The organism is Paenibacillus sp. FSL M7-0420 (genome assembly GCF_038002345.1).
GTDB lineage: Bacteria > Bacillota > Bacilli > Paenibacillales > Paenibacillaceae > Paenibacillus_AQ.
The window spans coordinates 6,296,717-6,322,576 of record NZ_JBBOCJ010000001.1 but is presented as its reverse complement, the minus strand read 5'-3'; the positions used below and the strand labels follow the sequence as shown (position 1 = coordinate 6,322,576).

The 25,860-nt window shown below is 56.7% G+C and carries 14 protein-coding genes and 2 pseudogenes; 13 read left to right on the top strand and 3 right to left on the bottom strand.

What is annotated here, in order from left to right; genetic code table 11:
* Positions 1-147: 147 nt before the first annotated feature.
* Both MKX51_RS26990 and MKX51_RS26985 read right to left on the bottom strand, forming a co-directional pair.
* A complete protein-coding gene (locus tag MKX51_RS26990) occupies positions 148-1,428 on the bottom strand; it encodes a glycoside hydrolase family 125 protein (protein WP_340994528.1) in 1,281 nt (426 codons plus the stop codon).
* A 27-nt stretch (positions 1,429-1,455) separates the two neighbouring features.
* Positions 1,456-4,211, bottom strand: a pseudogene (locus MKX51_RS26985) (alpha-mannosidase).
* Between the two features lie 357 nt (positions 4,212-4,568).
* On the opposite strand from MKX51_RS26985, the gene MKX51_RS26980 reads away from it, so the two are divergent.
* The 6 genes and pseudogenes from MKX51_RS26980 to MKX51_RS26955 all read left to right on the top strand — a co-directional run bounded on the left by MKX51_RS26980 (position 4,569) and on the right by MKX51_RS26955 (position 14,711).
* Complete coding sequence (locus tag MKX51_RS26980; protein ID WP_235192024.1) at positions 4,569-5,483, top strand: ABC transporter permease; 915 nt, start codon at positions 4,569-4,571, stop codon at positions 5,481-5,483.
* Between the two features lie 17 nt (positions 5,484-5,500).
* Positions 5,501-6,412 (top strand): carbohydrate ABC transporter permease, encoded by a 912-nt coding sequence (locus tag MKX51_RS26975; RefSeq protein ID WP_036694906.1) that lies wholly within the window; start codon positions 5,501-5,503, stop codon positions 6,410-6,412.
* A 37-nt stretch (positions 6,413-6,449) separates the two neighbouring features.
* Positions 6,450-8,060, top strand: coding sequence for an extracellular solute-binding protein (locus tag MKX51_RS26970; RefSeq protein ID WP_340994527.1), 1,611 nt, complete (start codon positions 6,450-6,452; stop codon positions 8,058-8,060).
* A 95-nt stretch (positions 8,061-8,155) separates the two neighbouring features.
* Positions 8,156-10,459, top strand: a complete 2,304-nt coding sequence (locus tag MKX51_RS26965) for a glycoside hydrolase family 3 N-terminal domain-containing protein (RefSeq protein ID WP_340994526.1) — start codon at positions 8,156-8,158, stop codon at positions 10,457-10,459.
* A 3-nt stretch (positions 10,460-10,462) separates the two neighbouring features.
* Positions 10,463-13,630 (top strand): annotated as a pseudogene (locus MKX51_RS26960) (alpha-mannosidase).
* A 64-nt stretch (positions 13,631-13,694) separates the two neighbouring features.
* Positions 13,695-14,711: a glycoside hydrolase family 130 protein gene (locus tag MKX51_RS26955; protein ID WP_340994525.1), complete on the top strand. Its 1,017-nt coding sequence runs from the start codon at positions 13,695-13,697 to the stop codon at positions 14,709-14,711.
* A gap of 777 nt (positions 14,712-15,488) precedes the next feature.
* Here MKX51_RS26955 and MKX51_RS26950 read toward each other — a convergent pair.
* Entirely contained in the window at positions 15,489-17,825 is a 2,337-nt protein-coding gene (locus MKX51_RS26950) for a helix-turn-helix domain-containing protein (protein WP_340994524.1), read from the bottom strand.
* Between the two features lie 274 nt (positions 17,826-18,099).
* Here MKX51_RS26950 and MKX51_RS26945 point away from each other — a divergent pair, with 274 nt between their 5' ends.
* From MKX51_RS26945 to MKX51_RS26915, 7 genes are all read left to right on the top strand, one after another.
* Positions 18,100-19,209 carry an amidohydrolase/deacetylase family metallohydrolase gene (locus MKX51_RS26945; RefSeq protein ID WP_340994523.1) on the top strand — a complete coding sequence of 370 codons (1,110 nt, stop codon included), beginning with the start codon at positions 18,100-18,102 and terminating at the stop codon, positions 19,207-19,209.
* Positions 19,187-20,293 carry a DgaE family pyridoxal phosphate-dependent ammonia lyase gene (locus MKX51_RS26940; protein ID WP_340994522.1) on the top strand — a complete coding sequence of 369 codons (1,107 nt, stop codon included), beginning with the start codon at positions 19,187-19,189 and terminating at the stop codon, positions 20,291-20,293. Before MKX51_RS26945 ends, MKX51_RS26940 begins: the two co-directional genes overlap by 23 nt.
* Complete coding sequence (gene dagF, locus MKX51_RS26935) at positions 20,293-21,048, top strand: 2-dehydro-3-deoxy-phosphogluconate aldolase (RefSeq protein WP_340994521.1); 756 nt, start codon at positions 20,293-20,295, stop codon at positions 21,046-21,048. Before MKX51_RS26940 ends, dagF begins: the two co-directional genes overlap by 1 nt.
* Positions 21,041-22,054 carry a sugar kinase gene (locus tag MKX51_RS26930; protein WP_340994520.1) on the top strand — a complete coding sequence of 338 codons (1,014 nt, stop codon included), beginning with the start codon at positions 21,041-21,043 and terminating at the stop codon, positions 22,052-22,054. The genes dagF and MKX51_RS26930 overlap by 8 nt, the downstream gene beginning before the upstream one ends.
* Complete coding sequence (locus MKX51_RS26925; RefSeq protein ID WP_340994519.1) at positions 22,041-22,787, top strand: GntR family transcriptional regulator; 747 nt, start codon at positions 22,041-22,043, stop codon at positions 22,785-22,787. Before MKX51_RS26930 ends, MKX51_RS26925 begins: the two co-directional genes overlap by 14 nt.
* A 175-nt stretch (positions 22,788-22,962) precedes the next feature.
* Positions 22,963-23,952, top strand: coding sequence for an alpha/beta hydrolase (locus MKX51_RS26920; RefSeq protein ID WP_340994518.1), 990 nt, complete (start codon positions 22,963-22,965; stop codon positions 23,950-23,952).
* A 154-nt stretch (positions 23,953-24,106) separates the two neighbouring features.
* A complete protein-coding gene (locus MKX51_RS26915) occupies positions 24,107-25,402 on the top strand; it encodes a homocysteine synthase (protein WP_340994517.1) in 1,296 nt (431 codons plus the stop codon).
* Positions 25,403-25,860: the final 458 nt, after the last annotated feature.

The following is a 25,860-nucleotide window of genomic DNA, read 5'->3' as shown; positions in this document are numbered from 1 at the left end:
CTCCCCATTCATCCAAAGTACCTTAAACTAACTATATTAGTTGCTGTTTTTCCACCTGTTGCCGGTAACTCTAGCCCAATGGGCGAATTAAGATACGTTATTCCACTTGCTTGGTGCAGGATGAGCTATCCGTTCAGGGTTACCCCCTTAAACCAGCCCCTTATCCATCGCCTTGCCTATCAGCGTAGCGAACAGGCTGTTGGACCAGGCGAACCATTCGCGCGAGAAGTCCGCCGGATTATCCGGGTGGAAGCCTTCGTGCATGTAGCCGGTATCGGCGTCGGTGCGGATCAGCATGTCGATCAGCTCCTTGATCTCCTCATCGTTATCCGCCGTAAGCGCCTGCATCGACAGCGCCATATGCCAGACGTAACCGCCCGGTGTATGCGGACTGCCGATGCCCTTGGCGTGCTTGCCCTCGAAATAGAAGGGGTTATCGAAGCTGAGCGCGAACCGGCGGGTATTCTGATAAATCTCATCCTCCACACCCACATAACCAATATAAGGAATGGAGATCAGTCCCGGGGTTCCGGCATCGTCCATCAGCGAGTAATTGCCGTAGCCGTCCGTCTCATAGGCGTAGATTCTGCCGTATTTCGGATGGGTCACGATGCCGTAGGTACGGATGCCGAAGTCGATCTCCTTGCGCAGCTTCGCCGCTCTCGCCGCCAGCCGCTCGTCCTGGTATACCTCGCTTGCTATCTCGCCGATATACCCCAGAATGACCACAGCGAACATATTCGAGGGAATATTGTAGCCGAATTCGCAGCTGTCATCGCTTGGGCGGAAGCCCGACCAGCTCATCCCTGTATAGTTGACCGGCATCCCGCGCCCGTTATTGTGCAGCGTCTCCGTATCCTGGAGCGTCTGCCGGATGAAGTGGTAAGGCGACTTCTCCCCGTGATGCTGCTCGGTCTCGATCGTGATCACGATGGAGGTCAGCGCCTGATAGCAGGCAGCATCGAAGATGTCGGTCTGCTCCGCTTCCTTCCAGTACATATAAGCCAGCTGAACGACGAAGCAGAGGGAGTCGAGCTCATATTTGCGCTCCCACATCCACGGGTTCAAGTTACAGTCGTCCGTATCGCGGTAATGCTTGTCACTTGCCGTCTCGTTGAAGGCGTTGGTGTATGGATCAATATTCACATAGAACATCTGGCGGGCAATCAGGCCGCGGAGAATCCGCTGCAATTCAGGGTCATGCTTGGCAAAAGGGATATAGTGGCGCACCTGCTCCGTCGAATCGCGCAGCCACATGGCCGGAATATCGCCGGTGAACACGAAGGTAGTGCCGTCTTCCAGCAGCTTGGTCGTGGTCTCCAGTGTGTTCGGGAAGCAGTTGCGGAACAACTGCTGCAGTTTCGGGTGATGCGCAAGCCGTTCATCGGCCTCATTCAGATAAGCGGTAATGGAAGCGGGCAGCTTCATAGTATAACTCCTCCTGGCATAGTGAATTTAGGGTTGTACGGGCTTTAGGGCATAGGTGACGATCTGAGCTTTGCCGACAGAGCGGCGGAGAGTGCCTTCATCCAGGATCTCCCGTTGTTTGCGCCGTTCCAGAATATCACTGGCATGGACAGCCTCCACGGGAAAATGCGGCGTAAGCGCGAGCTCCTGCTCCGCGCCCGCCAGATTGAACCACCGCAGAATGATGTCCTCATGGTCTGCGGACATTTTGAAGGCGGACAGCGCCAGGGTGCGGCCTTGCCATTCCAGCGGCTGATAGACCGCAGGGAGGGAGCCCTCCTGCCAGCCGGTTTGAACCGTGAACCAAGGTGCCTGGTACTGATAGGCCCAGGTGCAGGCCTCCGTCCAATTCGCATCCCCGGCAAAGGGACGGACCGCGAATTCCACGGTCTGCTCGCCAAGGCACTGGGCCTCCGGTGTAGGGAACACGCCCCAGTCGCCCAACTCCGACACGCTGCGCAGCAGGGTAACGGCAATCGTATTGCTGCCGTCCCGCAGCACCTCGTATTCGTTCAGCCCTTGGTTGGCCACCAGCAGTCCGGCGCTGCCGTCCGACACACTGGCGTAAGCCTGCTGGTGCTGGGCATTGCTCGGATTGATCCAGTCCGGAGCTGGTTCAATCCCGCGCTCTGCGGCTTCGAAGATGGAGTCGGCCCGCACGGTCGAGGCGGCCAGCCCGGTAGGGAAGAGGACGCGCAGCCGATGGTCCTTAGCCTGGTTATTGAGTGCGGCAGAGACCTGAACGCCGGTCCCGCTGGCCTCCAGGCTAATCCGGGTCACAATCCGCAGCGGCACTTGCTCCGTAGAGCGTCCAGCCTTGCGCTGCCGGAACGGTACCATTCTGCGCTTCTCATCCTCAAATGAAGCATCGGCGGAAGCGGGAATAGCCCATTCATGCACGATTTCATACGTGATGCGGTAAGGCTCATGCTCAGCCAGCGAGATCCGGGCGACAAGGCCCTTGGTCGTCAGCGCCACATCGCCCTCCGGCTGGCGGAACACATATTCATTGCCGATATCGCCGCAGTTCTCATAGACGCCGAGTCCGGTGAAGCTGCGGCCCGTCCGCTTGTCGGCCACATCGTAAGAGCCGTCCTCCCGGATACGGACAGCCATGAATTCATTCTCCATCCCACGTTCCAGCAGCTTAAGCGGACCTTCAGCAGCAGCCCCGGCGGACTCATCCGCCGACTCTACCCAGGCGTAGGTGCTGTAGCCTAGCGGCGGCACCTGCGCGGCCTCGAAGGCCAGCCGGACCATCCGGGCCATATAAGGCTTGCGGAACTGGTCGTCCGGCAGCTCATAGCCGAACCGGGTGCCCAGATCCTCCGCCCGGCAAGCCACATGCCGTCCTTCAGCATCCAGCAGCCTCCCTTGCTCAAGCGCAAGCGGAAGCTGATCCAGCGCTTCGGCAATCGCCGCCGGATTCGGCCCTTCCTTGAAATAACGCTTGGCGAACATAACCTCCACGCTAACCGTCCCGCTGCGCTGCCAACCGGTGGTATTGAAGACCGTCACCGGACGGGCAGACTCGCCCCAGGCGGCAACATTCCGGGTTCCGATTTGTGCGGAGACCGCCTTCAGGCTGTCTTCAATAATAGCCTCGCCTGCATGGCGGCTCTTGTCGAAGCGGCTGATCATCTCGCGGTGGACCTCATCCACACTGCAGCCGCAGATGCTGTCATGCGGGTGGTTCTGCATCAGGGTCTTCCAGGCGTAGGTCAGCAGGGCATGGGGGTAGGCCTGCCCGCTGACCAGATAGCGAGTGCCGCCAGCGGCTCCGCGCCCTTCTCCAGCAGCGTCTGGCCCTGCTGGTTGAGCTGCTTCAGGTAGACGCGGGCGGAAGCGGTATTCACCAGCGTCCCCCAGCCGTCCGTATGCTGGCTGCGCAGCTCGCCGTGCACGGTGACCAGATCCTCAGGCAGCGAAGGCGCTAGCGCCTTCAGATACTGCTCGAAGCTGGAGTGGACGAAGTCCGTGTCCGGGTACAGCTTCCGGGCCGTCTCCAGCGCATCCGCGAGATCACGCTGCACCGGCTGATGATCACAGCCGTTCATGAACAGCAGCTCCGGGGTGGAGGCGTATTTGCCGGCATCCGCGATTTTTCGGTCCCAGAAGACCTTGGCTTCCTCTGCATCCACCGGCACCTCATTGCCGTTGCTGTACCAGTTCGCAAACAGCAGTCCAAGCACAACTGAGCCATCCGGGGATTCCCAGTACATCTCCGAGTATGGCGACTCATAGCTGGTGCTGTTCAGCTCGCCGACCATGTTATCGAAGCCTGTCGGCTTCACGCCGCGGCCGAACACCGCAGTCCCGATGTCAGCCTGCTGGAGAAGCTGGGGGGCTTGGCCCATATTGCCGAAGGAATCGGGGAAATAACCGAGCTTCGAGATGACGCCATATTTCGCTGCGTCCTGGTGGCCGATCAGCAGATTACGCACATTGGCCTCGGAGCTGGTCAGGAATTCATCCTGGAGCACATACCAGGGACCGATGACAATCCGGCCTTCGCGGATGAACCGCTCCAGCTGCTCTCTCCGCTCAGGATGAACCTGCAGATAATCTTCAATAATAATGGTCTGTCCGTCCAGGTGGAAGTACCGGTAGCGCTCGTCCTGCTCCAGCGTCTCCAGCAGCTCGTTCATCAGCTTCGCCAGCAGCACATGGTGACGCTCATAAGGCATATACCATTCCCGGTCCCAGTGGGTGTGTGAGATCAGGTGGGCAGTTGTACGGGTCATGACAGAAACCTCCTATATCTTGAGTCGGTGTTGTAGTGTCGGCATTCGTAGCAAATGTTTGCATACCTGCCGGGGGATCACAATATGTAACTTTTGCAGGGGGGAGGAGGGTTCATAATTCACACATTTACGGCAGTCAGCCAGTAGCGGCCCGTAGAAGTTATTCAGCTCATAAGCCCCGTAGCAGCGCGGTTTTACACTCTTTTAACATGACAATGCACAACCTACATATTTACGATGTCAGCTTAGTTTCTCTACAATTTGGGATGTAAGCGTTAGCAGGAAAGGCCGTAGCAAGAATGCGAAGCGGATACAGATTTATGTGTAATGAAAACTAACATAGAGAGGAGTGGGAGAATGAAGGGGAACAAGTCCCTTGGCAAAAGAATCTGGCAGAATTGGGAGCTCTATCTGTTCATGCTTCCCGCGTTACTGTATTTCTTCATCTTTCATTATGGTCCGATGTACGGCATTCAGATTGCCTTCAAGAACTTCGTGCCCTCCAAAGGAATTACGGGCAGCGACTGGGTAGGCTTCGACCATTTCGAGCGGTTCTTCAATTCTTATTTCTTCTGGGATCTGCTGTGGAATACGTTCAGCATCAGCTTCTATGAGCTGGCCATCGGGTTCCCGCTGCCGATCATTCTGGCCCTGGCCTTCAATGAGGTCCGCAACGGCCCGTTCAAGAAGTCGGTCCAGACGGTTACCTATGCGCCGCATTTCATTTCAGTGGTCGTAATGGCGGGGATGATTATTACCTTCCTGTCGCCCTCCAGCGGAATGATTGTCCGGGCGATTGAATTCCTGGGCTTCCAGCCCGCACAGTTCCTGACCGATCCCGCCTGGTTCAAGACGGTGTACGTCTTCTCGGGCGTCTGGCAGAGCACCGGGTGGGGGACGATCATCTATCTCGCGGCCCTGTCCGGCGTAGATCCCCAGCTGCATGAAGCAGCCATTGTGGATGGAGCCAGCCGGATCAAGCGGGTGCTGCATATCAACCTGCCGACCATTATACCCACGATTACGATCATGCTGATTCTGAACATGGGTAACATTCTGGGTCTGGGCTTCGAGAAAATCCTGCTGCTGCAGAATTCGCTCAATATGGAAGCCTCTGATGTCATATCCACCTATGTCTACCGCGCCGGTCTGGTGAACGCCCAATACAGCTTCTCGACCGCTGTCGGATTGTTCAACTCGGTGGTCAATGTAATACTGCTCGTTACCGTGAACCGGATTGCCAAACGCACCAGTGAGAACAGCCTCTGGTAGAAAGGAGTTGAAGTCTTTTGGTTACTGCGATGAAAGAATCCAGGGGAGATAAGCTGTTTCTGATCAGCACCTACATCTATCTGTGCCTTGCGCTGGTAGTGGTCCTCTATCCGCTGATCTACATCCTCAGCGCGTCCATCAGCTCGCCGCAGGATGTCAATTCGGGCGCGATGTGGCTGTTCCCGAAGAATGTGACGCTGGACGGCTACAAGCTGGTGTTCGAGAACCCGAAGATCTGGAACGGGTATCTCAATACCATCATTTACACGGCGGTGGGCACGCTGCTGAATCTGGCGGTTACGCTGCCTGCTGCATATGCGCTCAGCCGGTCTGATTTTGTCGGACGCCAGCTGTTCATGGGCCTCATTCTGTTCACGATGTTCTTCAGCGGCGGGCTGGTGCCCACGTATCTGCTCGTCAAGAACCTGGGCCTCATTAACAGCATGGGGGCGTTGATTCTGCCGGTGGCCGCATCGGTGTGGAACATCGTGGTCGCCCGCACCTTTTTCCAGTCCACCATTCCAAAAGAATTGCAGGAAGCGGCGCACATCGACGGCTGTACGAATTTGAAGCTGTTCATCCGCATTATCCTGCCGCTGTCCGCGCCGATTGTCGCCGTGATGGCCTTGTTCTACGGGGTTGGGCACTGGAACAGCTACTTCCCGTCCCTGATCTATTTGAATGATGAAGCCAAGTATCCGCTGCAGATGGTGCTGCGCCAGATTCTGGTCCTGCAGGAAATGTCGGCCGAAACTACAGGCGCTGCGATCAACGGCGAGGTAGCTATGGCCATGAATAATAAGGCAGAGACGGCATCGCTGGTCAAATATGGCGTTATCGTTGTTTCTACACTGCCGATTGTGGCGGTCTACCCGTTCCTGCAGCGTTATTTTGTCCAAGGGGTCATGATTGGCTCTGTGAAAGGCTAAAGGTTAAAATGTAATGAACCTAAGGGAGGAATTATTAATGCAGATCACACGTAAACCATGGAAGATTCTGCTGTCTTCGGCTGTGATTCTTGGACTGCTGGCAGGCTGCGGGAGCTCCAATGAAGGCACCGCGAATAAGAGTACCGGAGAGACCACGGTGAACAAGGAGGGCTTCCCGATAGTTAGCGAACCCGTTACCCTGACGCTGATGGCGCCGGATGTGGGCATTCAGAACTGGGAGAACATGCCGGTGCTCCAGCAGATGAAGGAGAAGACCGGGATTACGATGGAATATAAAAATGCGCCGAAGGACAGCTTCGATACCAAAAAGAATCTGGTGTTCGCCAGCGGCGATTACCCGGATATCTTCTATGCTGCCGGTCTGACGACTGCCGAGCAGATGAATTACGGAGAGCAGGGGATTCTGATTCCACTGGAAGACCTGATCGAAGAATACGCTCCGAACTTCAAGGCGCTGCTGGAGGAGAACCCGGATGTGCGCAAATCGATCACAGCCCCGGACGGTCATATCTACTCTCTGCCGGTGGTGGAAATGAGCCAGCACTGGTACCGCAACCCGATGTGGTATAACGGGGACTTCCTGAAGGCGCTGAACATTGATAAACTGCCGGAAACGACCGAGGAGCTGTACACTTACCTGAAGCGCGTGAAGGAGGAAGATCCGAACGGCAACGGTGTGGCTGATGAGATTCCAATCTCCTCAGTGACGACAACGGCTGCGAACCTCCGCGATATCCGCACCTGGCTGCTGGGCGCTTTTGGCATCTATGAAGAAGAAATCTATGTAGACGATGCGGACAAGGTCCACTATACGCCGCTTGAAGAAGGCTATAAGGAGTATCTGACGTATATGAACCGCCTGTGGTCCGAGGAGCTGCTGGATCATGAGAGCTTCTCGCAGACGGCGGAGCAGAAGAAGGCCAAGGCGCAGAATAACCGCGTGGCACTCTTTTCCGACTGGCACGCTTATATGACGAAGGGCGGGGAGCCGTCCACGGCAGATCCGATGTTCGCCCCGGTGCGCAGTGAATCGGTATCCGCTCCGGCGATTGCCAAGAACAGAGGGATTACGACTGGCGCATTCGCCATTACGAACAGTAACCCTGCACCGGAAGCCTCGCTCCGCTGGGTGGATTACCTCTATTCCTATGAAGGCGCTCTGTTCTTCAATAAAGGACCGGAGGGAACGCTCTGGGAGTACACCGACAAAGAGAACCGCGTGAAGCAATACCTGCCTGTACCGGACGGCAAGGAAATGGAAGATTTCCGGGCCACCTTGACGCCGAACTACGGTATTCCTGCCCCAACCCTGTCCATGGATGACATCAACAAGGGGCTGAAGACGGACTTTGACCTCTGGGTAGAGCAGGAGACTAAGCAGAAGCTGCTGGATAAAGGCGCGCGGATTCCGTTCCCGGCCCTGTTCCTGACGGTGGAAGAGCAGACGGAAATCAGCAGTCTGAATTCGGATCTGAGCACTTATGTCAAGCAGATGGAAGCGAAGTTCATCACCGGCGCCGAGCCGCTGACCGGCTGGGATAATTATGTGGCAACTGTCAAGAAGATGGGCGGAGAGCGAGTGGCTGAGATCAACCAGGCTGCTTATGACCGCTGGAAAACCAACTAAATCCTACAGGTTCTATCCATCTTCTTCGAAAATTCATCCTCTGAAGTGCCGAGAGTGAGCGGCACGAATGACTAATGCAGAAAGGTGCTGTAAAAATGATCTATAAGGATAAAGCGCGCCCTGTGGCGGATCGGGTACAGGACCTGCTGCAGCGCATGACGCTTGGAGAGAAGGCTGGACAATTAGTCCAGCCTTTCGGCTGGCAGTGCTATGAGAAGCGCGCGGACGGAACCACAGGCATGACAGAGGCCTTCAAGCGCCAGGTTGCCGCCGGAGGCGTCGGCTCCCTGTATGGGACGCTGCGTGCCGACCCGTGGACCGGGGTCACGCTGGAGACCGGCCTGTCCCCGAAGGAGGGGGCGGAGGCTGTTAATGCAATTCAGGCTTATGCCATGCAGGAGAGCCGGCTCGGGATTCCGATTCTGTTCGGCGAAGAGTGCTCCCACGGGCATATGGCTATCGGCGCCACTGTATTTCCGGTGCCACTTGCATTGGGCAGTATGTGGAACCCGGAGCTATACCGGGAGATGTGCCGGGTGGTAGCGCTGGAGACCCGCAGCCAGGGCGGAGCGGCGACCTACTCGCCGGTGCTTGATGTGGTGCGTGATCCGCGCTGGGGCCGGACGGAGGAGACCTTCGGCGAAGACCCGTTCCTGATTGCGGCGATGGGTGTAGAAGCAGTGAAGGGCTTGCAGGGGGAACGGCTGGACGCCGGGGATTCCGTGCTGGCCACCTTGAAGCACTTCGCCGCCTACGGCAGCTCGGAAGGCGGGCGCAACTCTGCGCCCGTGCATATGGGGCTGCGCGAGCTGCATGAGGTCGATCTGCTGCCGTTCCGTAAGTCGGTAGAGGCCGGGGCGTTGTCCATAATGACAGCGTACAACGAGATTGACGGCGTGCCTTGTACGACGAACCGTTATCTTTTGCAGGATGTGCTGCGGGAGCAATGGGGCTTTGATGGGTTCGTGATCACGGACTGCGGAGCGCTGGGTATGCTGACGAATGGTCATAACACCGCAGATAGCGGAGAAACGGCTGTAGCCCAGGCACTGCTGGCGGGCATCGATATGGAGATGTCAGGTGAAATGTTCGAGCAGCATATCGCGGCTGCTATCGAGCATGGACGGCTGCAGGAATCCGATCTGGACCGCGCGGCGGCGCGGATTCTGGAGCTGAAGTTCAAGCTCGGGCTGTTTGACCGCCCCTATGCCGATCCTGAGCAGGCGGAGAGCATCATCGGCAAGCCGGAGCACCGGGAGCTGGCGCGGCGGATCGCCGGTGAGAGCATCATCATGCTGAAGAATGAGAACGCAGCGCTGCCGCTAAGCAAGGGGATTCGCAAGCTTGCCGTAATCGGTCCCAATGCCGATGCTCCGTACAACCAGCTTGGAGACTACACCTCGCCGCAGCCCGCAGGCGCGATTGTTACCGTGCTGGAGGGTATCCGGCAGGCGCTGGGCGGCGGAGCGGACAAGGTCCTGTATGCCCCCGGCTGCCGGATCAAGGGCGATTCCCGGGAAGGCTTCGCCCCTGCGCTCGCCTGTGCAGCCGAAGCCGATGCGGTGGTGCTGGCCATCGGCGGCTCCAGCGCCAGAGACTTCGGTGAGGGGACGATTGATCTGCTCACCGGCGCTTCTGTCGTGACGGAGCATTCCTGGAGCGACATGGAATGCGGAGAGGGCATCGACCGGTCCACATTGAATCTGATGGGCGTGCAGCTGGAGCTGGCGCAGGAGCTTCACAAGCTGGGCAAGCCGCTGATTGTGGTCTATATCAACGGACGCCCGATTGCTGAGCCTTGGATTGTAGAACACGCCGACGCCATTCTGGAGGCGTGGTACCCGGGCCAAGAGGGCGGACATGCCATTGCCGATATCCTGTTCGGCGAGGTGAATCCTTCCGGGCGGCTGACGATCAGCATTCCGAAGCATGTCGGCCAGCTTCCCGTGTATTACTATAAGCGGCGGACGAGAGGCAAACGGTATCTGGAGACAGACTTCCACGCCGAATATCCCTTCGGCTATGGTCTTAGCTTCAGTGAATTCAGCTACAGCAACCTGAAGGTGGAGCCTCCAGTAATCTCTGCGGATGAAGAAGCGCTTGTCTCCGTGGATGTAACTAATAGGGGTGACCGGGCGGGCAGCGAGGTGGTCCAGCTGTATATTTCCGACTTGGCCTCCTCCATTACCCGGCCCGAGAAGCAGCTGAAGGGCTTCCGCAAAATCAGCCTCCAGCCGGGAGACACGCAGACAGTAACGTTCCGTGTAGGCCGGGAGGAGCTGGAATACGTATCAGCGGATCTGACGCGGATTGTCGAACCGGGAGAATTCGCGGTGATGGCAGGCCCGCACTCCGCAGAGTATCTGAGCGCGCCGCTCCAGGTCAGAGAGGAGGGCTAAGCCATGAAGCGAATGGAGCGGTTCACCGGATGGCTGGCCAAGCGGCAGTGGGCTGAGAAGATAGAGCTTGCGGAATGGAGGATGCGCAAATCCCGTTACCTCACTCCGGGCTGCTATGAGCATGAGGAGGAGCTGCACCAGCAATACAACGTTTCCCTGCTGGACGGAGGATATGGAACCACCTATTTCCTTCAGCGGGAGATCACGGTTCCGGGAGAGTGGGCGCATGAAGAAGCGGCGCTGCTCTATCTGGGACGCGGGGAAGGACTGCTGAGGCTGGACGGAGCGCCGTACCATGGCCTGGACAGCAATCACTGGTTCATTCCGTTGCCGTCTTATGCTCCAGGTGAACGCCTCAAGCTGGAGATCGAGCTGTATGATCCGGTGCCTGAGCCGGAGGACCCGCTGAACCGCCAGGCGGTGATCAAGCCGCCGCTGACAGGCATTGAAATGAAGCTTGTGCGCGTTAATCGTCCCGTATACAGCCTGCTGCATACGGTGCGGATCGTACACGAAGCGGCCCTGCTGCTGCCAGAGGGCGACATGCGCCGCATCCGCAGCCTTAAGGCGCTGGAGCGGGTGATGGACACGCTCTATATGAAGGAGGAGCTGCTGCTGGACTGCGGTGCCGTAACTGCGGCGGAACTGCAGTTACGGGCTGCTGCGGCGTCGGAACGGTCCGCAGGGCTGGACCCGGGGACGATGCATATGGTCGGCCAGTCGCATATTGATGTGGCCTGGCTGTGGCCGGTCCGGGAGACGGTGCGCAAGGTCAGCCGGACCTTCTCCACGGTCTGTACCCTGATGGACAAGTACCCGGACTTCCGGTACTCGCAGAGCCAGCCCCAGCTCTATGCCTTCGCCAAGGAGCATTATCCCGAGCTATACGGGCGGATCAAGGAGCGGATTGCCGAAGGCCGGTGGGAGTTGGTCGGCGGCATGTGGGTGGAGCCGGATCTGAACATTCCCGGCGGGGAGTCGCTGGTGCGGCAGATGCTGTACGGCCAGGGCTTCTATATGAAGGAATTCGGCAAGCATTCCACGATTGAATGGCTGCCGGATACCTTCGGCTATTGCGCCTCCCTGCCGCAGCTGCTGAAGCAGGCGGGCATCGATTATTTCATGACCACCAAGCTGGGCTGGAATGATACCAATCCCTTCCCGCATACCTTATTCCATTGGGCCGGCATTGACGGGACGAAGATTGTGGCCTATCAGAACCATGGGGTGAACGAGCATACGCATCCGAAGGATGTGCAGGAGCACTGGGAGGCCTACGCCCAGAAGGAAGAGCACGATGAGCTCATGCTGCTCTACGGGCACGGCGACGGCGGCGGGGGAGTCACCCACGAGATGCTTGAATATGTAAGCCGCACCGACCTCGCCCCAGGACAGCCGGTCAGCGGATTCTCGACGGCGGAAGCGTTCTTCTCGGAGATCGGCTCGCGCCAGCCGGAGCTTCCGGCGTGGCACGGCGATCTCTATCTGGAGCTGCACCGGGGGACCTTCACGACCCATGCCTTCAATAAGCGCAGCAACCGCAAGGCGGAGATTTTGTACCGGCAGGCGGAGATCTGGAGCGTGCTGGCGGAGAAGGATGGTGCCCTGGAATTGGAGCAGCCGGAGCAGCCGGATGGGCAGCGTCTGCTGCCCGCCGGGGAGCTGGCCGAGGGCTGGAAGCTGCTGCTGCTCAACCAGTTCCATGACATCATTCCGGGGACTTCCATCCCGGAGGTGTACACGACCTCGCGGGAGGAATACGCCGAGATCTTCCGTCTGGGCGGGCAGGTACTGGACAGCTCTCTGCACACTCTCGCAGGCCAGGTGAATACATCGGGTGAGGGCCGTCCCTATGTGGTCTTCAACAGCCTGGGCTGGGAGCGGACGGAGCTGCTCTGGCTGGAGGGTGGTCCTGAGCTGGCTAAGGTGCAGGTATTCGATGAAGACGGCCTGCTGCCGAGCGAATGCTGGAACACGGAGGCTGGCGGGGACAGCTACACACTGGCTGTACAGGTCCGTAAGGTTCCGGCCTTCGGCTGCCGGACAATCTGGCTGCGGGAGGCTGCGGAGCCAGCCGGAGTACGGCTTGAGCTGCAGGGTGATCCCGCCGCCGGAGACGAGTTCCCGGAGCAATGGGAGACGGACCATTATATCCTGACATTCAATGAAGACGGCGAAATCAGTCGCTGGTTGGACAAAAGCGCGGACCGCGAGCTGCTCCAGCCCGGCCAGACCGGCAACCAGTTGCAGTTCTATCATGACACCCCGCCGCTGTGGGATGCCTGGGATATAGACCCGCGTTATGAGCAGCAGCCTGCGGGCAAGGCGAAGCTGCTGGACCGCCGGGTAGTCAGCAGCTGACCTGTGCAGACCGTGCTGAAGTTCCGTTGGCAGCTCGGTGAATCACAGATTGAGCAGGAGATTGTATTGCCCCGGAATAGCCACAGAGTGGATTTCCGCACCAGTGTAAGCTGGAGGGAGCAGCATAAGCTGCTGAAGGTCGCTTTTCCGGTGGATATTGTGGCCGCGAAGGCTACGTATGAGATTCCGTTCGGCGCACTGGAGCGCCCGACTCACCGCAACACCAGCTGGGAGCAGGCGCAATTCGAGGTCTGCGGACACCGCTGGGCCGATCTGTCCGAGGGCGGCTATGGCGTCAGCCTGCTGAACGACTGCAAATACGGCTATGACATCCATAACGGGGTGCTGCGCCTCTCGCTGCTGCGTTCCCCGCGCTGGCCGGACCGCAATGCCGATCAGGGGGAGCATGAATTTACTTATTCCCTGTATCCGCATAGCGGAGAGTGGCGGCAGGCGGATGTGGTACGGGAAGCGGCAGCGCTGAATGAGCCGCTGCTGGCGATTAGCGAAGCTGCACATCCCGGCCGCTATCCAAGCACCCATGCCTGGCTCGCCTTCCAGAGCGGTCATGTCATGCTTGATACGATCAAGCAAGCAGAGGACGGCAGCGGCACGATTATCCGGCTGTATGAAGCTGCGGGCAGCAGAGAGTCGGCCACGCTGGACTGGAAGGACCAGGAGATCAGCGCCTGCCGCGTCAATCTGCTGGAGAGCACGACCGGCTCCGTGACGACCAGCGGCGGTGTGATTCCGCTGTCCTTCCGGCCTTATGAGGTCCAGACGCTTAAGCTATATAAGAAGCACGAATGAAATTAACTGAAAGCAAATAAGCCGGAAGTATATACCACGAACATCATTCGCAGGAGGAATAGACATGCAAATTACAAGACATCCCAATAATCCGATTGTCGTCCCGGGCGGCTATGAGTGGCGCAAGGTGACCGTGTTCAACCCGGCGGTTATCATCGATAACGGCAAGTTCTATATGATCGAGCGTACAGCCGGTTCCCTGACCCCGTGCAAGAACTATCTGGGGCTGCTGGAAAGCGAGGACGGCGTGAACTTCACCCATGTGAAGGATGAGCCTATTGTCACGCCTGATATGCTGGGCTTCCCTTACGGCAGTGTACAGGACCCGCGCATTGTGAAGATCGACGGAACGTTCTACCTCAACTACGCCCTGCGCCCCTGCGCCATGAGCTATTATCCTACCGGGCGCGGCGTCCCTGAGCGCTCCATTCCAGAATACCCGGACGGCTGGGGGGAAGAGGAGGGCCACTGGCTGACCCGTTCCTCGATTCTGAAGTCAACCAATCTGCTGGACTGGGAGTTCGTCGCTGACACCACGCCACTCGACATCAACGACCGGGACAACATCTTGTTCCCTGAGAAAATAAACGGCAAATTCGTGCTGCTCCGCCGCCCTGAAGAATATGTGGGCGAGGCCTACGGCACGGAGAAAGCCGCCATGTGGATTACCTATTCCGAGGATCTCGTGAATTGGGAAGAACCCAAGCTGCTCGCCACCGCCGGGAACCTGTCCTGGGAATCGCGGAAGATCGGCGGCTCTACGCCTCCCATCCGTACAGACAAGGGCTGGCTGGTGCTCTATCACGGCGTCGATGAAGAGATCGTCTACCGCGTGGGGGCGATGCTCCTGGATCTGGAGCAGCCGGAAAAGATTATTGCCCGGACCCATAACTTCATTATGGAGCCGGAGACGTATTACGAGAAGTTCGGCTTCCAGATTCCGAATGTCATCTTCCCGACCGGCAATGTGGTCAAGGACGGCCTGCTCTATATCTACTACGGCGTAACCGACACAGCGATCGCGCTCGCCACAGTGCCGCTGGATGAACTGGTGGAGCATATTCTGAAGGAAGCAGAGTAGCTGGTAGCCTTTAGGAAGCGGAGTAGGTGATAGCTCCCGGAATCGGAGTAGGCACTGGCTCCAGGAAGTGGAGTAGGCAATAGCTCCCGGAAGCGGAAGTAGGCACTAGCTCTAGGAAGTGGAGTAGGCAATAGCTCCCGGAAGAACGGATTAGCCAGTAGCCCCGCTTCTTGGGGCGCCTGGTTCAAGCCCGGCAGACCGTAGACCTCTTCATAAGGCATTGAGGACATAAATGTTGTATATTTTGCAGTTTTGGTTCACAGATAGCCAGGTGTATGGACCGATTGTTGCATAAAATTCAACAATATCCCTGCTAAGCCGCCTACAAAAGGTGAAATCCTGCCTTTTGTGCAACAATTGCGTATTCTGGACGATAGGATGAGGGGAATGTTGCATTTGTTGCAGAATTATTGGGTTAATCACCAGATTTCTGCCCGAGAAGGCGGATGAAAAGTGGCCGAAAGTCGGATGAATCTTGTTCGACCGGATGCAAATAGATTAAATGGTATTATTTGTTTAAACGTTGATGGAACCGGACGAAACCGCATGGAGCCGGACAAGCCAGATAGAACTGGATGTACCAGATAGAACTGGGTGTAACTGAATCTAACTGTATCTAATTGGACGAAGCCGCATGAAGCTGCACGAAACCGAAATTCCCTGCGGCCACCGCCGCCGCCGGAATTCAGGCTATTAACTATTCACACGATGAAGCATTGGCGGTGATCCGTAATCTTAAGCTCAGCCTATCCAGGCAGGGCGGAAGCTCCGCCCGTTTCAAACCGGTCTTTTCGCAGCGGCCCCCTTCAAGGCATGTTCCTTGCGGTATTGCCCCGGCGTCAGACCGGTTTCTTTTTTGAACTTGCGGATGAAGTTGGGCGCATCCAGGTAACCGACCTGCTCGATGATCTCCTTGAGCGGTGCGCTGGTGTTCTCCAGCAGACGGATGACCTCGTCCACACGCCGCTGCCAGATATATTGCGAGAAATTGCTGCCGGTCTTCTCCTTGAAGCTCCGGCTTAGATAAGAGGTCGAGATGGCGAACTTCAGCGCTACATGCTCCAGGCTGAGGGTGTAGTCTGCAAATTGCTGGTCCACATACGCCAGAATGTCATCCATCAGAGAGGACTCGCTGGTCTCGGTGTTCCGCTCGACCTGCGCGCAAATGGCGGAAGCCAGCGAGAGCAGCCGGCTCTCCAGCTCCTCCAGCGTCTCGAAGGAGGTCAGCTCCGGCATATTGCTGAACACCTCATCCATACCAAGCTCCGAGGCGGTGCGCAGAAAAGCATTCAGCAGATCGAAGCAGATGCACCGCAGCAGATGAACCTGCAGCGGCTCGTCCTTGATCGTATCAATGGTGTCGGCAATCATCTGGGCCGCTACCGATTCGTTCCCCTGCTTCAGACTCTGCTCCAGCTTCAGCATGGTTTTGCGCGGAATCCAGAAGCTCTCGGCAGCGGCAGGATTCAGCTCTGCCAGCTGCTCGAAGTAGGTGACCTGGCCGCTGCGCCGGATCATCCGGTGCTCCAGCGCAGCGGCGGCTTCAATGAAAGACTGGTTCAGCCGGGCAAGATCACGGTAGGCCATACCGACACCGATACTCAGCGCAAGCTGCGAGTGTTCACGGATCACATCCTGAATGGCTTCAATCACCTGTTCCATCCGGCTCTGAACGGGCAGTTCTCCCTCCCCTGGAAGGGAGATGATCAGGGCGAACTGGTCCTTGACCGAGAATTCAATCCCGAAGATCTGCGCATCCGGGCCCGGCAGGCAGATATTACTCAGCATCTCCTGCAGCAGATGGCGTTCCTGCCAGGACTTGCCGCCAGGAGCGGTATCATCCCAGGACAGGATGGCCGAGAAGTAGAGGCCTTGTCCCTGCGGATGCCGGAAGCCTGCGCTCAGGATCATCTGTTCAATCTCGGGATCATCCGGCTGGCCGTGCTTGAGCAGCAGCAGCATGCACTGGTTGCGGACAAAAGGCTCCTGGAGATCAATCCGGGCACTGTAGTCATGAAGCGTCTGCCGGATGGACTCCCATTCATCGCGCAGCTTCGGAGCCTCATTGCCGTTGCCTCTCGGCTTGGCGAACTCCATCAGATCGCGGATCGGGTGATACTGCCGCTTGGCCAGCAGCAGCGCCGCCGCTATGCCGGTAACGACTGTAATACAGAAGACAATCAGAATCAGTGTCTGGACATGGGCAACCCGGCTGAAGAACTGGAAGCTGGGCATCGTGGTGACGTAGGTCCAGCCATTCTCCTCCGACTGCACGGACACGACGGAGTACTGTTCCCCGTCCAGCTCCAGATTGTGTATCCCCGGCTCAAGGGCGGATAGGGTCTGAAGCTCATTTTGGGGAAAGCTGACGCCATGGCTGTTCGCGGTCAGCACCTCGCCGGAGGGGCCGAAGATATAGCTGCTGCCCGAGAAATCGCTCAGAACCGAATCCATGACGCCGGTAAGATTGGATTCCTTCATCAGATAGACGACCGTCCCGTAAGGGAACGGGTCATTCGGCTTCACCGGGACAAGCATGGCGAGCATCGGCTCCCTCCGGGAATTGACGGTCACATTCTCGGCAGGACGCACCAGCGGCTGCCGGGTCTCGTTCAAGTCGCGCCGCAGCTCCTCCGGGGTCCAGCGCTCGAACTGATAGAGGGTATCGAAGGTGACATGAAGATCAGCCAGGCCGCGGTAAGAATAGATATTGGAATCACCGTGGAAGTAGAGGAACAGATCCTCCGCGATGCTGCTGCTGGCCTTGTAATTCGCCAGTGCCTGAATCGCCTCCAGACTGTAATAAGGATGCCTGACCATATAAGGAGTCAGATGCTTGTCATAGGCGATTCTTCCGGCGATCTCCTGAAGCTCGTTCATCCGGCCGTCGATGGTGCTTTTCACCTGGTTGAGCTGATTGACATTGGACTGTTCAATTTCGACCCGCAGGCCCTTGACGGCGTTTTCATAGACGAAGATGGTAACACCCGTGAGCGGGATCAGGAACATGAGGATATAGGAAAAAGCGTATTTCAGCAGCAGCCTTGACTTGAAATGATTCCAGGTCAGCCGGAACCGGTTCAGCAAGGATGGCTGGGGTGCGGAATTAGCCATACAGCAGTACCTCCAGTGTTAAGATATTCGGACTAGAAATCTAGGATGGAACCTCTTGACTCAGAAATTGCAGTTATCTTCTGGATTACACTTGTGCTACTATAAACATTATAACATTATAATCTTTAGAGTGAAGCAGCTTTATATTTTTATAAGAGGGCGGCACGGTCGTTACTACTTGTTAAATATAAGGATCTATGGAGTTCATGTCATTAATCATTTTTTGTAATTCCCCTGTAAATCTGTACCTGTAAATCTGTAATTGAAGAAGGAGATGGTACGAGTGGGCACAGAGAACGTGCTGCGCAATTTGCGGCTGGTGGACGGCCGGACGGTGGATATCTCCATCCAGGATGGGATTATCACCGCGATTACCCCGCCGGGCCAGGCAGAAGGTAGGACCCTGCTGGACTGCTCCGGGTTATACGGCTCCAGCGGATGGATTGATCTGCATGTACATGCTGTGCCGGAGCTTGACCCCTACGGCGATGTGATCGACGAGATCGGGGTGAAGCAGGGAGTAACGACAGTGGTGGATGCCGGAAGCTGCGGGGCAGACCGGATCGGGGCTTTTTATAGTGCCAGTCTTCTGGCGGATACACGGGTATTCGCGCTGCTCAATATCTCAAGGATCGGCCTTACGCGGACCGATGAGCTCTCGAAGCTGGACTGGATTGACCGAAACTGCGCACTTGCAGCAGTAGAGGCTTATCCTGAATTCATCGTCGGCCTGAAAGCCCGCATCAGCCAAAGCGTCGTCAAAGACAGCGGCATACAGCCGCTTAAGCTGGCGCGCACCTTATCGGATGAGATGAAGCTTCCGCTTATGGTGCATATCGGCTCCGCGCCGCCTGCCATCTCCGAAGTGCTGGAGCTGCTGCGGGCGGGCGATGTAATTACCCACTACCTGAACGGCAAAGCCAATAATCTGTTCCAGGCGGACGGCAGACCGCTGCAAGAGCTGCTGGATGCTGTGGCCCGGGGCGTCCGGCTGGATGTAGGACACGGTACGGCAAGCTTCTCCTTCCGGGTGGCGGAACAGGCGAAGGCGGCTGGTATCAGGCTGAATACGATCAGTACAGACATCTACCGGGGCAACCGGCTGAATGGTCCAGTGTACAGTATGGCGGATGTACTGACCAAGTTCCTCTATCTCGGCTACAGCCTGGAAGAGGTGATCCGTGCCGTCACCAGCAGCGCCGCAGCGTGGCTCGGCAAGCCGGAGCTCGGGCAGATCCGGGTAGGGGAGCAGGCGAATCTGACCTTGTTCTCCCTGGAAGCAGGCGAGAAGCAACTGAAGGACTCGGAAGGCGATGTCCGGACCGCGAATCACTATATTGAAGCAAAAGGAGTCTTTGTCAATGGATCACTCATTACAGGCTAAATATGGATTGAAGCGTGTGATTAATGCCAGTGGAAGAATGAGCATCCTTGGTGTATCCGCGCCAACAGATTCGGTGATGGAGGCAATGAAGCAGGGCGGGCAGCAGTACGTGGAGATTGCGGACCTGGTGGACAAAGGGGGAGATTACATCGCCCGTCTGCTCGGCTCGGAAGGTGCTGTCGTCGTGAACTCGGCCTCCAGCGGCATTGCGCTGTCCGTGGCGGCCATCGTGACCGCCGGAGATCCGCGCCTCAGCCTGCGCCTGCATCAGGAGCCGGTGCTGAAGAATGAGATCATTATGCTAAAGGGCCATAATGTGCAGTATGGAGCGCCGGTGGAGACAATGGTCTTCCTTGGCGGCGGCCGGGTGGTTGAAGCGGGGTACGCCAACGAAGGCCGCGCAGAGCATATTGAACAGGCCATCGGGGAACGTACCGCAGCGATTCTCTATGTGAAATCCCACCACGCCGTCCAGAAGAATATGATCTCGGTGGAGGAGGCCTGGGAGGTTGCCCAGCGCAGGGGAGTGCCGATGATTGTCGATGCGGCTGCGGAGGAGGACCTGCGTAAATATGTCCAGTATTCGGATCTGGCCATCTATAGCGGCTCAAAGGCTGTGGAGGGTCCAACTTCGGGCATTGTAGCGGGCAAGAAGAAATATATCGGGTGGCTGAAGGTACAGCTGCACGGAATCGGCCGCAGCATGAAGGTCGGCAAAGAGACCACCTTCGGATTGCTTCAAGCTTTGGACGAATACCAGGACAAGGCTGACAACAGCCAGCAGGAGAAGCAGGCGCTGGAGGCGCTCAAGCCGCTGGCCGGTCTTCCCGGAGTGTCGGTCCGCATCGTGCAGGATGAAGCGGGCCGGGCGATTTACCGGGGACGCATCCAGATTGATGCCGCTGCTGCGGGGGTGGATGCAAGGGAGGTCAATGACCGGCTGCGGGAAGGCAATATTGCCGTGTATACCCGGGATTATGGGGTGAAGCAGGGGTATTTCGATATCGATCCAAGGCCGCTGCAGGGAGATGATCTTCAGGTCATTGTCAGCAGAATTCATGAGATTATAGGGGGAAGATCATAATGAGCAAGATTCAGGAGCGTTTTTATAAGAACAGAGCGGCACTGAATGTACTGGCTGGCAGTATCGGGAACGCCAAGGATATCTATGAGGCTGCCGAAGGGCATGTTCTGGTAGGTGTCCTCTCCAAAAATTACGCTACCGCCCGCGAAGCGGCTGCCGCTATGACAGAATACGGACAGGCGATCCAGGATGCCGTATCCATCGGTCTTGGCGCCGGGGACAATCGCCAGGCGGCGGTGGTCGCAGAGATTGCTGCAAGCTATGCGGGCAGCCATATCAATCAGGTGTTTCCGGCTGTAGGCGCGACCCGTGCCAATCTGGGAGCGAAGGATAGCTGGATTAACAGCCTGGTCTCTCCCTGCGGACAGCCCGGCTATGTCAATATATCCACCGGTCCGGTCAGCTCAGGGAATGCTTCGCAGGCCATCGTTCCGGTCCGCGCCGCCATTGCGCTGGTCCGGGACATGGGCGGCAATGCGCTCAAATATTATCCGATGAAGGGGCTGGAGCTGGAAGAGGAGTATCGTGCGGTAGCCGAGGCCTGCGGTGAGGAAGAATTTGCTCTGGAGCCTACGGGCGGCATCGATCTGGATAACTTCGCGCCCATTCTGGAGATTGCGCTTCAGGCGGGGGTACCGCAGGTGATCCCGCATGTCTATTCCTCAATCATTGATCCGCAGACCGGAAGCACGAAGGTGCAGGATGTCCGCACGCTGCTTGGTATGATGAAATCGCTGGTGGACCGGTATGCCTAGAATCGCTGCCTTTGGCGAAGTGATGATGCGGCTGCAGGTGCCGGGGGTGGAGACACTGGCCCAGAGCAGCAGGCTGGAGTACTCTTTTTCGGGCAGCGGGGTAAATGTAACGGCGGCGCTCGCCAGATACGGCCATAACGGAGCACTGATTACGACCTTGCCGGAGACTCCGGTGGGGGAAGCCGCAATCGCTTATCTGCGCAAGCTTGGGGTGGATACGTCACTGATCCGCCGGGGCGGCAAGCACCTCGGGATGTACTTCCTGGAGAACGGGTTCGGTGCCCGCCCCGGAAGAGTCACGTATACCGACCGGCTGGGCAGCAGCTTCAATACCGCTGAGGCTGATCAGTATGATATGGCGGCGCTGGCTTCCCGGGTGGATGTGCTTCATTTGTGCGGCATTACGCTGGCAATGAATGATGGGGTGCGCGGGCAGATGAAGCAGCTTGCGGCGGAGGTGAAGCGTGCCGGGGGCAAGGTGGTGTTCGACTGCAACTACCGTCCGGCGTTATGGGGTGAGGAGGGGTATGCCAAGGCCCGCCCTCATTACGAGGAGCTGCTTGCGCTTGCGGATCTGGTGCTGATGAACGAGAAGGATGCGCTGTACATTCTTGGCACCGGGACGGCAGATTATGATAGAATAACACAGTTGAAGCAAGCGGTTCCCGCTGTGGCGGAGCGCTTCGGAATTGCAGCGGCAGCGGGCACCCACCGTGAGATTAATGCGGACAATACGCATTCCCTGACAGGATATCTGTACCGTCAAGGTACGTTCGCGTTCTCCCGTAAGCTGACCTTCCCGGTGTATGACCGGATCGGTGCCGGGGATGCTTTTGCCAGTGCCATTATTCATGGTGAACTGCAGGATTATCCGCAGCAGCAGACGGTGGAGATGGCAGCGGCCGCAGCGATGCTGGCCCATACCATCCCGGGCGATACAGCGTTGTTCACCGAGAGCGAGGTGCTCCGGGCGCTGGATGGCCATACCTCAGATGTTGAAAGGTAGTGAACGTAAGGTGTCTCTGAAACGCAAGCAAGGTCCCTTATACCAGCAGATCCAGAAGATCCTCAAGGACCGGATTCTGCACGGGGTATACCCGCTCGGCAGCATTATCCCCTCCGAGCCGCAGCTGGAGAAAGAGTTCGGTGTCAGTAAAATGACGGTCCGCGGCGCGGTCCAGGAGCTGGCCCAGGAAGGTTATGTACAGAAGAAAAGTGGCATTGGAACCATTGTTATGCGCAATACCGCCTACCAGAAGCTCTCCAAGGGCAAACGGTTCACAGAGCTGCTGGTTGAAGCAGGCCATAAGCTGGAAAAGAAGCTGCTGAGCACAAGCCTTGTCACCAATGATGCCGGGACAGAGGAATACAGCCGCTACGGGCCGTATTGCCAGCGGATTGAACGTCTGTATATTCTGGATGGACAGCCTTATATCCATCTGGTGCACTTCTTGACGGCAGCAGCCCTGCCCGGCGGAGGGTCGGCAGAGCTGGGGGCGGACATCCAGTCCCTGTACGACTCGCTGGAGGAGAACGACATCGTGCTGGAGAACTTCAGGGACCGGTTTTTTGTCGAGTCAGCACCACCCGAGGTATGCCTGCTGCTGAAGCTTCCGCCGGGGACGCCTGTGCTCAAGCGCCTGCGCAACTCCTATGACGGGGAAGGCAGGCTGATCGAACACAGCATCGGCAGCTATAATACGGAGCTCCATCATTATCTGGTCAGCTATGATACTTAAGATTCTTCACATGCTACGGTTGCACACAAGCTTGCTTGTTGGCGGCCGTAGCATTTTTAGTACATCTTCCGTTCATCTTCCGTTCATATTGCCGTCATAGAGAGGACATCTTCGTCCGGTAAGCTGGCATTAACGGCCATGAAGCAAGCTTACAAACAGACAGGGGAAGATGATCATGAGACCACCGGACAAGAAGACCTCGGGACAGCAAACGGGGTTCAAGAAAGTGCGTAAAATTCTGCTTAAAATAATGGCAGCCATCCTGCTCGCTATTGTACTTTTTGTGGGGATTGTGTATATCACGAATGTAATCAGCAGCAATGCCGAGTCCAAAAGGATAGAGCCTTACGGCCAGCATGTATCCGTAGACGGCAAGAATATGAATGTGTTCATAGAGGGCGACGGCCCGGACACGGTCGTGCTGCTTCCCGGCTTCGGAACCGCTTCACCGGCGCTTGATTTCAAGCTGCTTATCGACGAGCTGTCTCCATACTACAAGGTTGTAGTGGTGGAGCCTTTCGGCTACGGCTTAAGCGACGCAACGAAGAAAGAACGAACCTCAGAGAATATCGTAAGTGAAATCCATGAAGCGTTGCAGCAGCTCCATATTGACCGGTACATCCTGATGGGCCATTCCATTTCAGGCATTTATAGTCTGGATTATGTGAATAAATATTCAGATGAAGTCAGTGCCTTTGTCGGACTGGACAACAGTGTACCCTCGCTCAGCGAGAAAAAGATTGAGTCTTCAGAGACAACCATGGTTAAATGGTTCCGTAACTTAGGCTTCGCCCGGCTGCAATTGAAGCTGAGTGCTGACCCTTATGAGGGACTGGCGTATGATGAGCATACCAAAGAACAATTGAAGCTGCTGATCCAGAAAAATATGTACAATACCACTCTGTTAAATGAGGCGGAGAACATGTACTCTAGCTTTGAAAAGGCTGAACAGCGAGGGGTAACATTCCCTCCCAATCTCCCTGTTCTGTTGTTTGTCCAGGCGGAGCATCCAGGCACGGATCAATGGATTCCTGAGCATAAGAAGCTAATCATGAATTCCTTACACGCAGAAATGGAGCTGCTGGATGCCAATCATTATTTATACCGTTCCCATCCCAAGCAAATTGCGGAGAAATTCATGAGCTTCATGAAGGGGATTGAGTAGAAGCCATGAGGCTAAGCCGGGGCTTGCTAAACTTAATAAAACACAGTGAATTAATAAGAATTTTATCTTTTCAAATGACATGGTTTGTGAGAGAATAGGTACAATCTTGTAGAGTTAACATTTGACATTACCTATTTTAGAGGAGGAAATACCCATGTCAGAAGAGCGCAAGCTGTCCTTTGAAACCCTCGCCGTCCACGCAGGCCAGGAGATTGATCCCACTACTTTGGCCCGTGCCGTGCCGTTGTATCAGACCACATCCTATGGGTTCCGTGATGCGGAGCACGCCGCGAATCTGTTCGCGCTGAAGGAGTTCGGTAATATCTACACCCGGCTGATGAATCCGACGACTGATGTGTTTGAACAGCGTCTTGCAGCGCTTGAGGGCGGGGCAGGGGCACTGGCGACCGCTTCCGGAGCAGCAGCGATTTCCTTCTCTATTCTGAATATTGCCGGGGCAGGGGATGAGATTGTCTCCTCCGCAAGCCTGTACGGCGGAACTTATAATTTGTTCTCCACGACGCTGCCTAAGCTGGGCATTAAGGTGAATTTTGTGGACTCCGATAATCCGGAGAACTTCCGGGCAGCGATTACGGACAAGACCAAGGCGCTCTATGCTGAGACCATCGGCAATCCGCAAGGCAATGTGCTGGATATCGAAAAGGTTGCAGCCATCGCCCACGAGCACGGGATTCCGCTGATTGTAGACAACACCTTCCCAAGTCCGTACTTGCTGCGTCCGATTGAATTCGGGGCGGATATCGTCGTACACTCGGCGACCAAATTCATCGGCGGCCACGGTACCTCTATCGGCGGAGTCATCGTGGACGGCGGCAAGTTCGACTGGAAGGCCAGCGGCAAGTTCCCGGGCCTGACTGAGCCGGACCCGAGCTACCACGGGGTAGTTTACACTGAAGCGGTCGGTCCGATTGCTTATATCATCAAGGCGCGGGTTCAACTGCTTCGTGACCTAGGCGCGGCCATTTCACCGTTCAACTCGTGGATGCTTTTGCAGGGTCTCGAAACGCTGCACCTGCGTCTGGAGCGCCACAGCCAGAATGCACTCAAGGTTGCCCAGTATCTGGAGGCGCATGATTCGGTAGAGTGGGTCAGCTATGCTGGACTACAGAGTCACCCTTCGTATGAGCTGGCACAGAAATATCTGCCTAAGGGCCAGGGCGCGATTCTGACCTTCGGAATTAAGGGCGGGGCGGCCGCAGGGGTGAAGCTGATCGAGAACGTGAAGCTGTTCTCCCATCTGGCCAATGTCGGCGATTCCAAGTCGCTGATCATCCACCCGGCGAGCACTACTCACCAGCAGCTGTCGGACGAAGAACAGATTACCGCTGGTGTTACACCGGAGCTGCTGCGCTTGTCCATCGGTACTGAATCCATCGACGATATCCTCTATGATCTGGAGCAGGCGATCGCTGCCAGCCAGCAGGCTTAGGCCGGTTTAGCGGGAGCGGGCTGTGCTGGGGAGTGAGAGGTTGAGCCGCTGAGCTGCCGGAGAGTTGTAGCTGGATAGACGGTGAGCAGAAGCAGTGTAATCCCCCCAACTGGTTTCAATTAAGCACAGTTCCTTGCGGCTATAGGAGTTACAGACCACTGTTTGATGCAGAGTGTTTCTGCATTAGGCGGTGGTCTTGTTTTTTTGGCGGGAGCAGGAGGTGGGATGGAGAGTAGTGGGAGGAGCAGGAGTGTTTACGAGGAAATGAGGAAATGAGGAGATGGTTTGTGAGAAAAGCGTACGTGAGGAATTGATCCGCAAGGAAGCGGGGCGGCGAATGTATTTTGTGCAATAGATTAGGCCATATCCGGCGTTAAAATCCGTTCTGATGTATTCCATACAACAGATTTCCGGTATACGGTCCCAAAACACCCTTTCTGCGGAAATCTGCTGTACAA

Coding starts and splice junctions, on each gene's coding strand:
- MKX51_RS26980 (WP_235192024.1), top strand. CDS start 4,569: ATGAAGGGGAACAAGTCCCTTGGCAAAAGAATCTGGCAGAATTGGGAG.
- MKX51_RS26915 (WP_340994517.1), top strand. CDS start 24,107: ATGTCAGAAGAGCGCAAGCTGTCCTTTGAAACCCTCGCCGTCCACGCA.
- MKX51_RS26945 (WP_340994523.1), top strand. CDS start 18,100: ATGGTACGAGTGGGCACAGAGAACGTGCTGCGCAATTTGCGGCTGGTG.
- MKX51_RS26930 (WP_340994520.1), top strand. CDS start 21,041: ATGCCTAGAATCGCTGCCTTTGGCGAAGTGATGATGCGGCTGCAGGTG.
- MKX51_RS26940 (WP_340994522.1), top strand. CDS start 19,187: ATGGATCACTCATTACAGGCTAAATATGGATTGAAGCGTGTGATTAAT.
- MKX51_RS26920 (WP_340994518.1), top strand. CDS start 22,963: ATGAGACCACCGGACAAGAAGACCTCGGGACAGCAAACGGGGTTCAAG.
- MKX51_RS26970 (WP_340994527.1), top strand. CDS start 6,450: ATGCAGATCACACGTAAACCATGGAAGATTCTGCTGTCTTCGGCTGTG.
- dagF (WP_340994521.1), top strand. CDS start 20,293: ATGAGCAAGATTCAGGAGCGTTTTTATAAGAACAGAGCGGCACTGAAT.
- MKX51_RS26955 (WP_340994525.1), top strand. CDS start 13,695: ATGCAAATTACAAGACATCCCAATAATCCGATTGTCGTCCCGGGCGGC.
- MKX51_RS26925 (WP_340994519.1), top strand. CDS start 22,041: ATGTTGAAAGGTAGTGAACGTAAGGTGTCTCTGAAACGCAAGCAAGGT.
- MKX51_RS26990 (WP_340994528.1), bottom strand. CDS start 1,428: ATGAAGCTGCCCGCTTCCATTACCGCTTATCTGAATGAGGCCGATGAA.
- MKX51_RS26950 (WP_340994524.1), bottom strand. CDS start 17,825: ATGGCTAATTCCGCACCCCAGCCATCCTTGCTGAACCGGTTCCGGCTG.
- MKX51_RS26965 (WP_340994526.1), top strand. CDS start 8,156: ATGATCTATAAGGATAAAGCGCGCCCTGTGGCGGATCGGGTACAGGAC.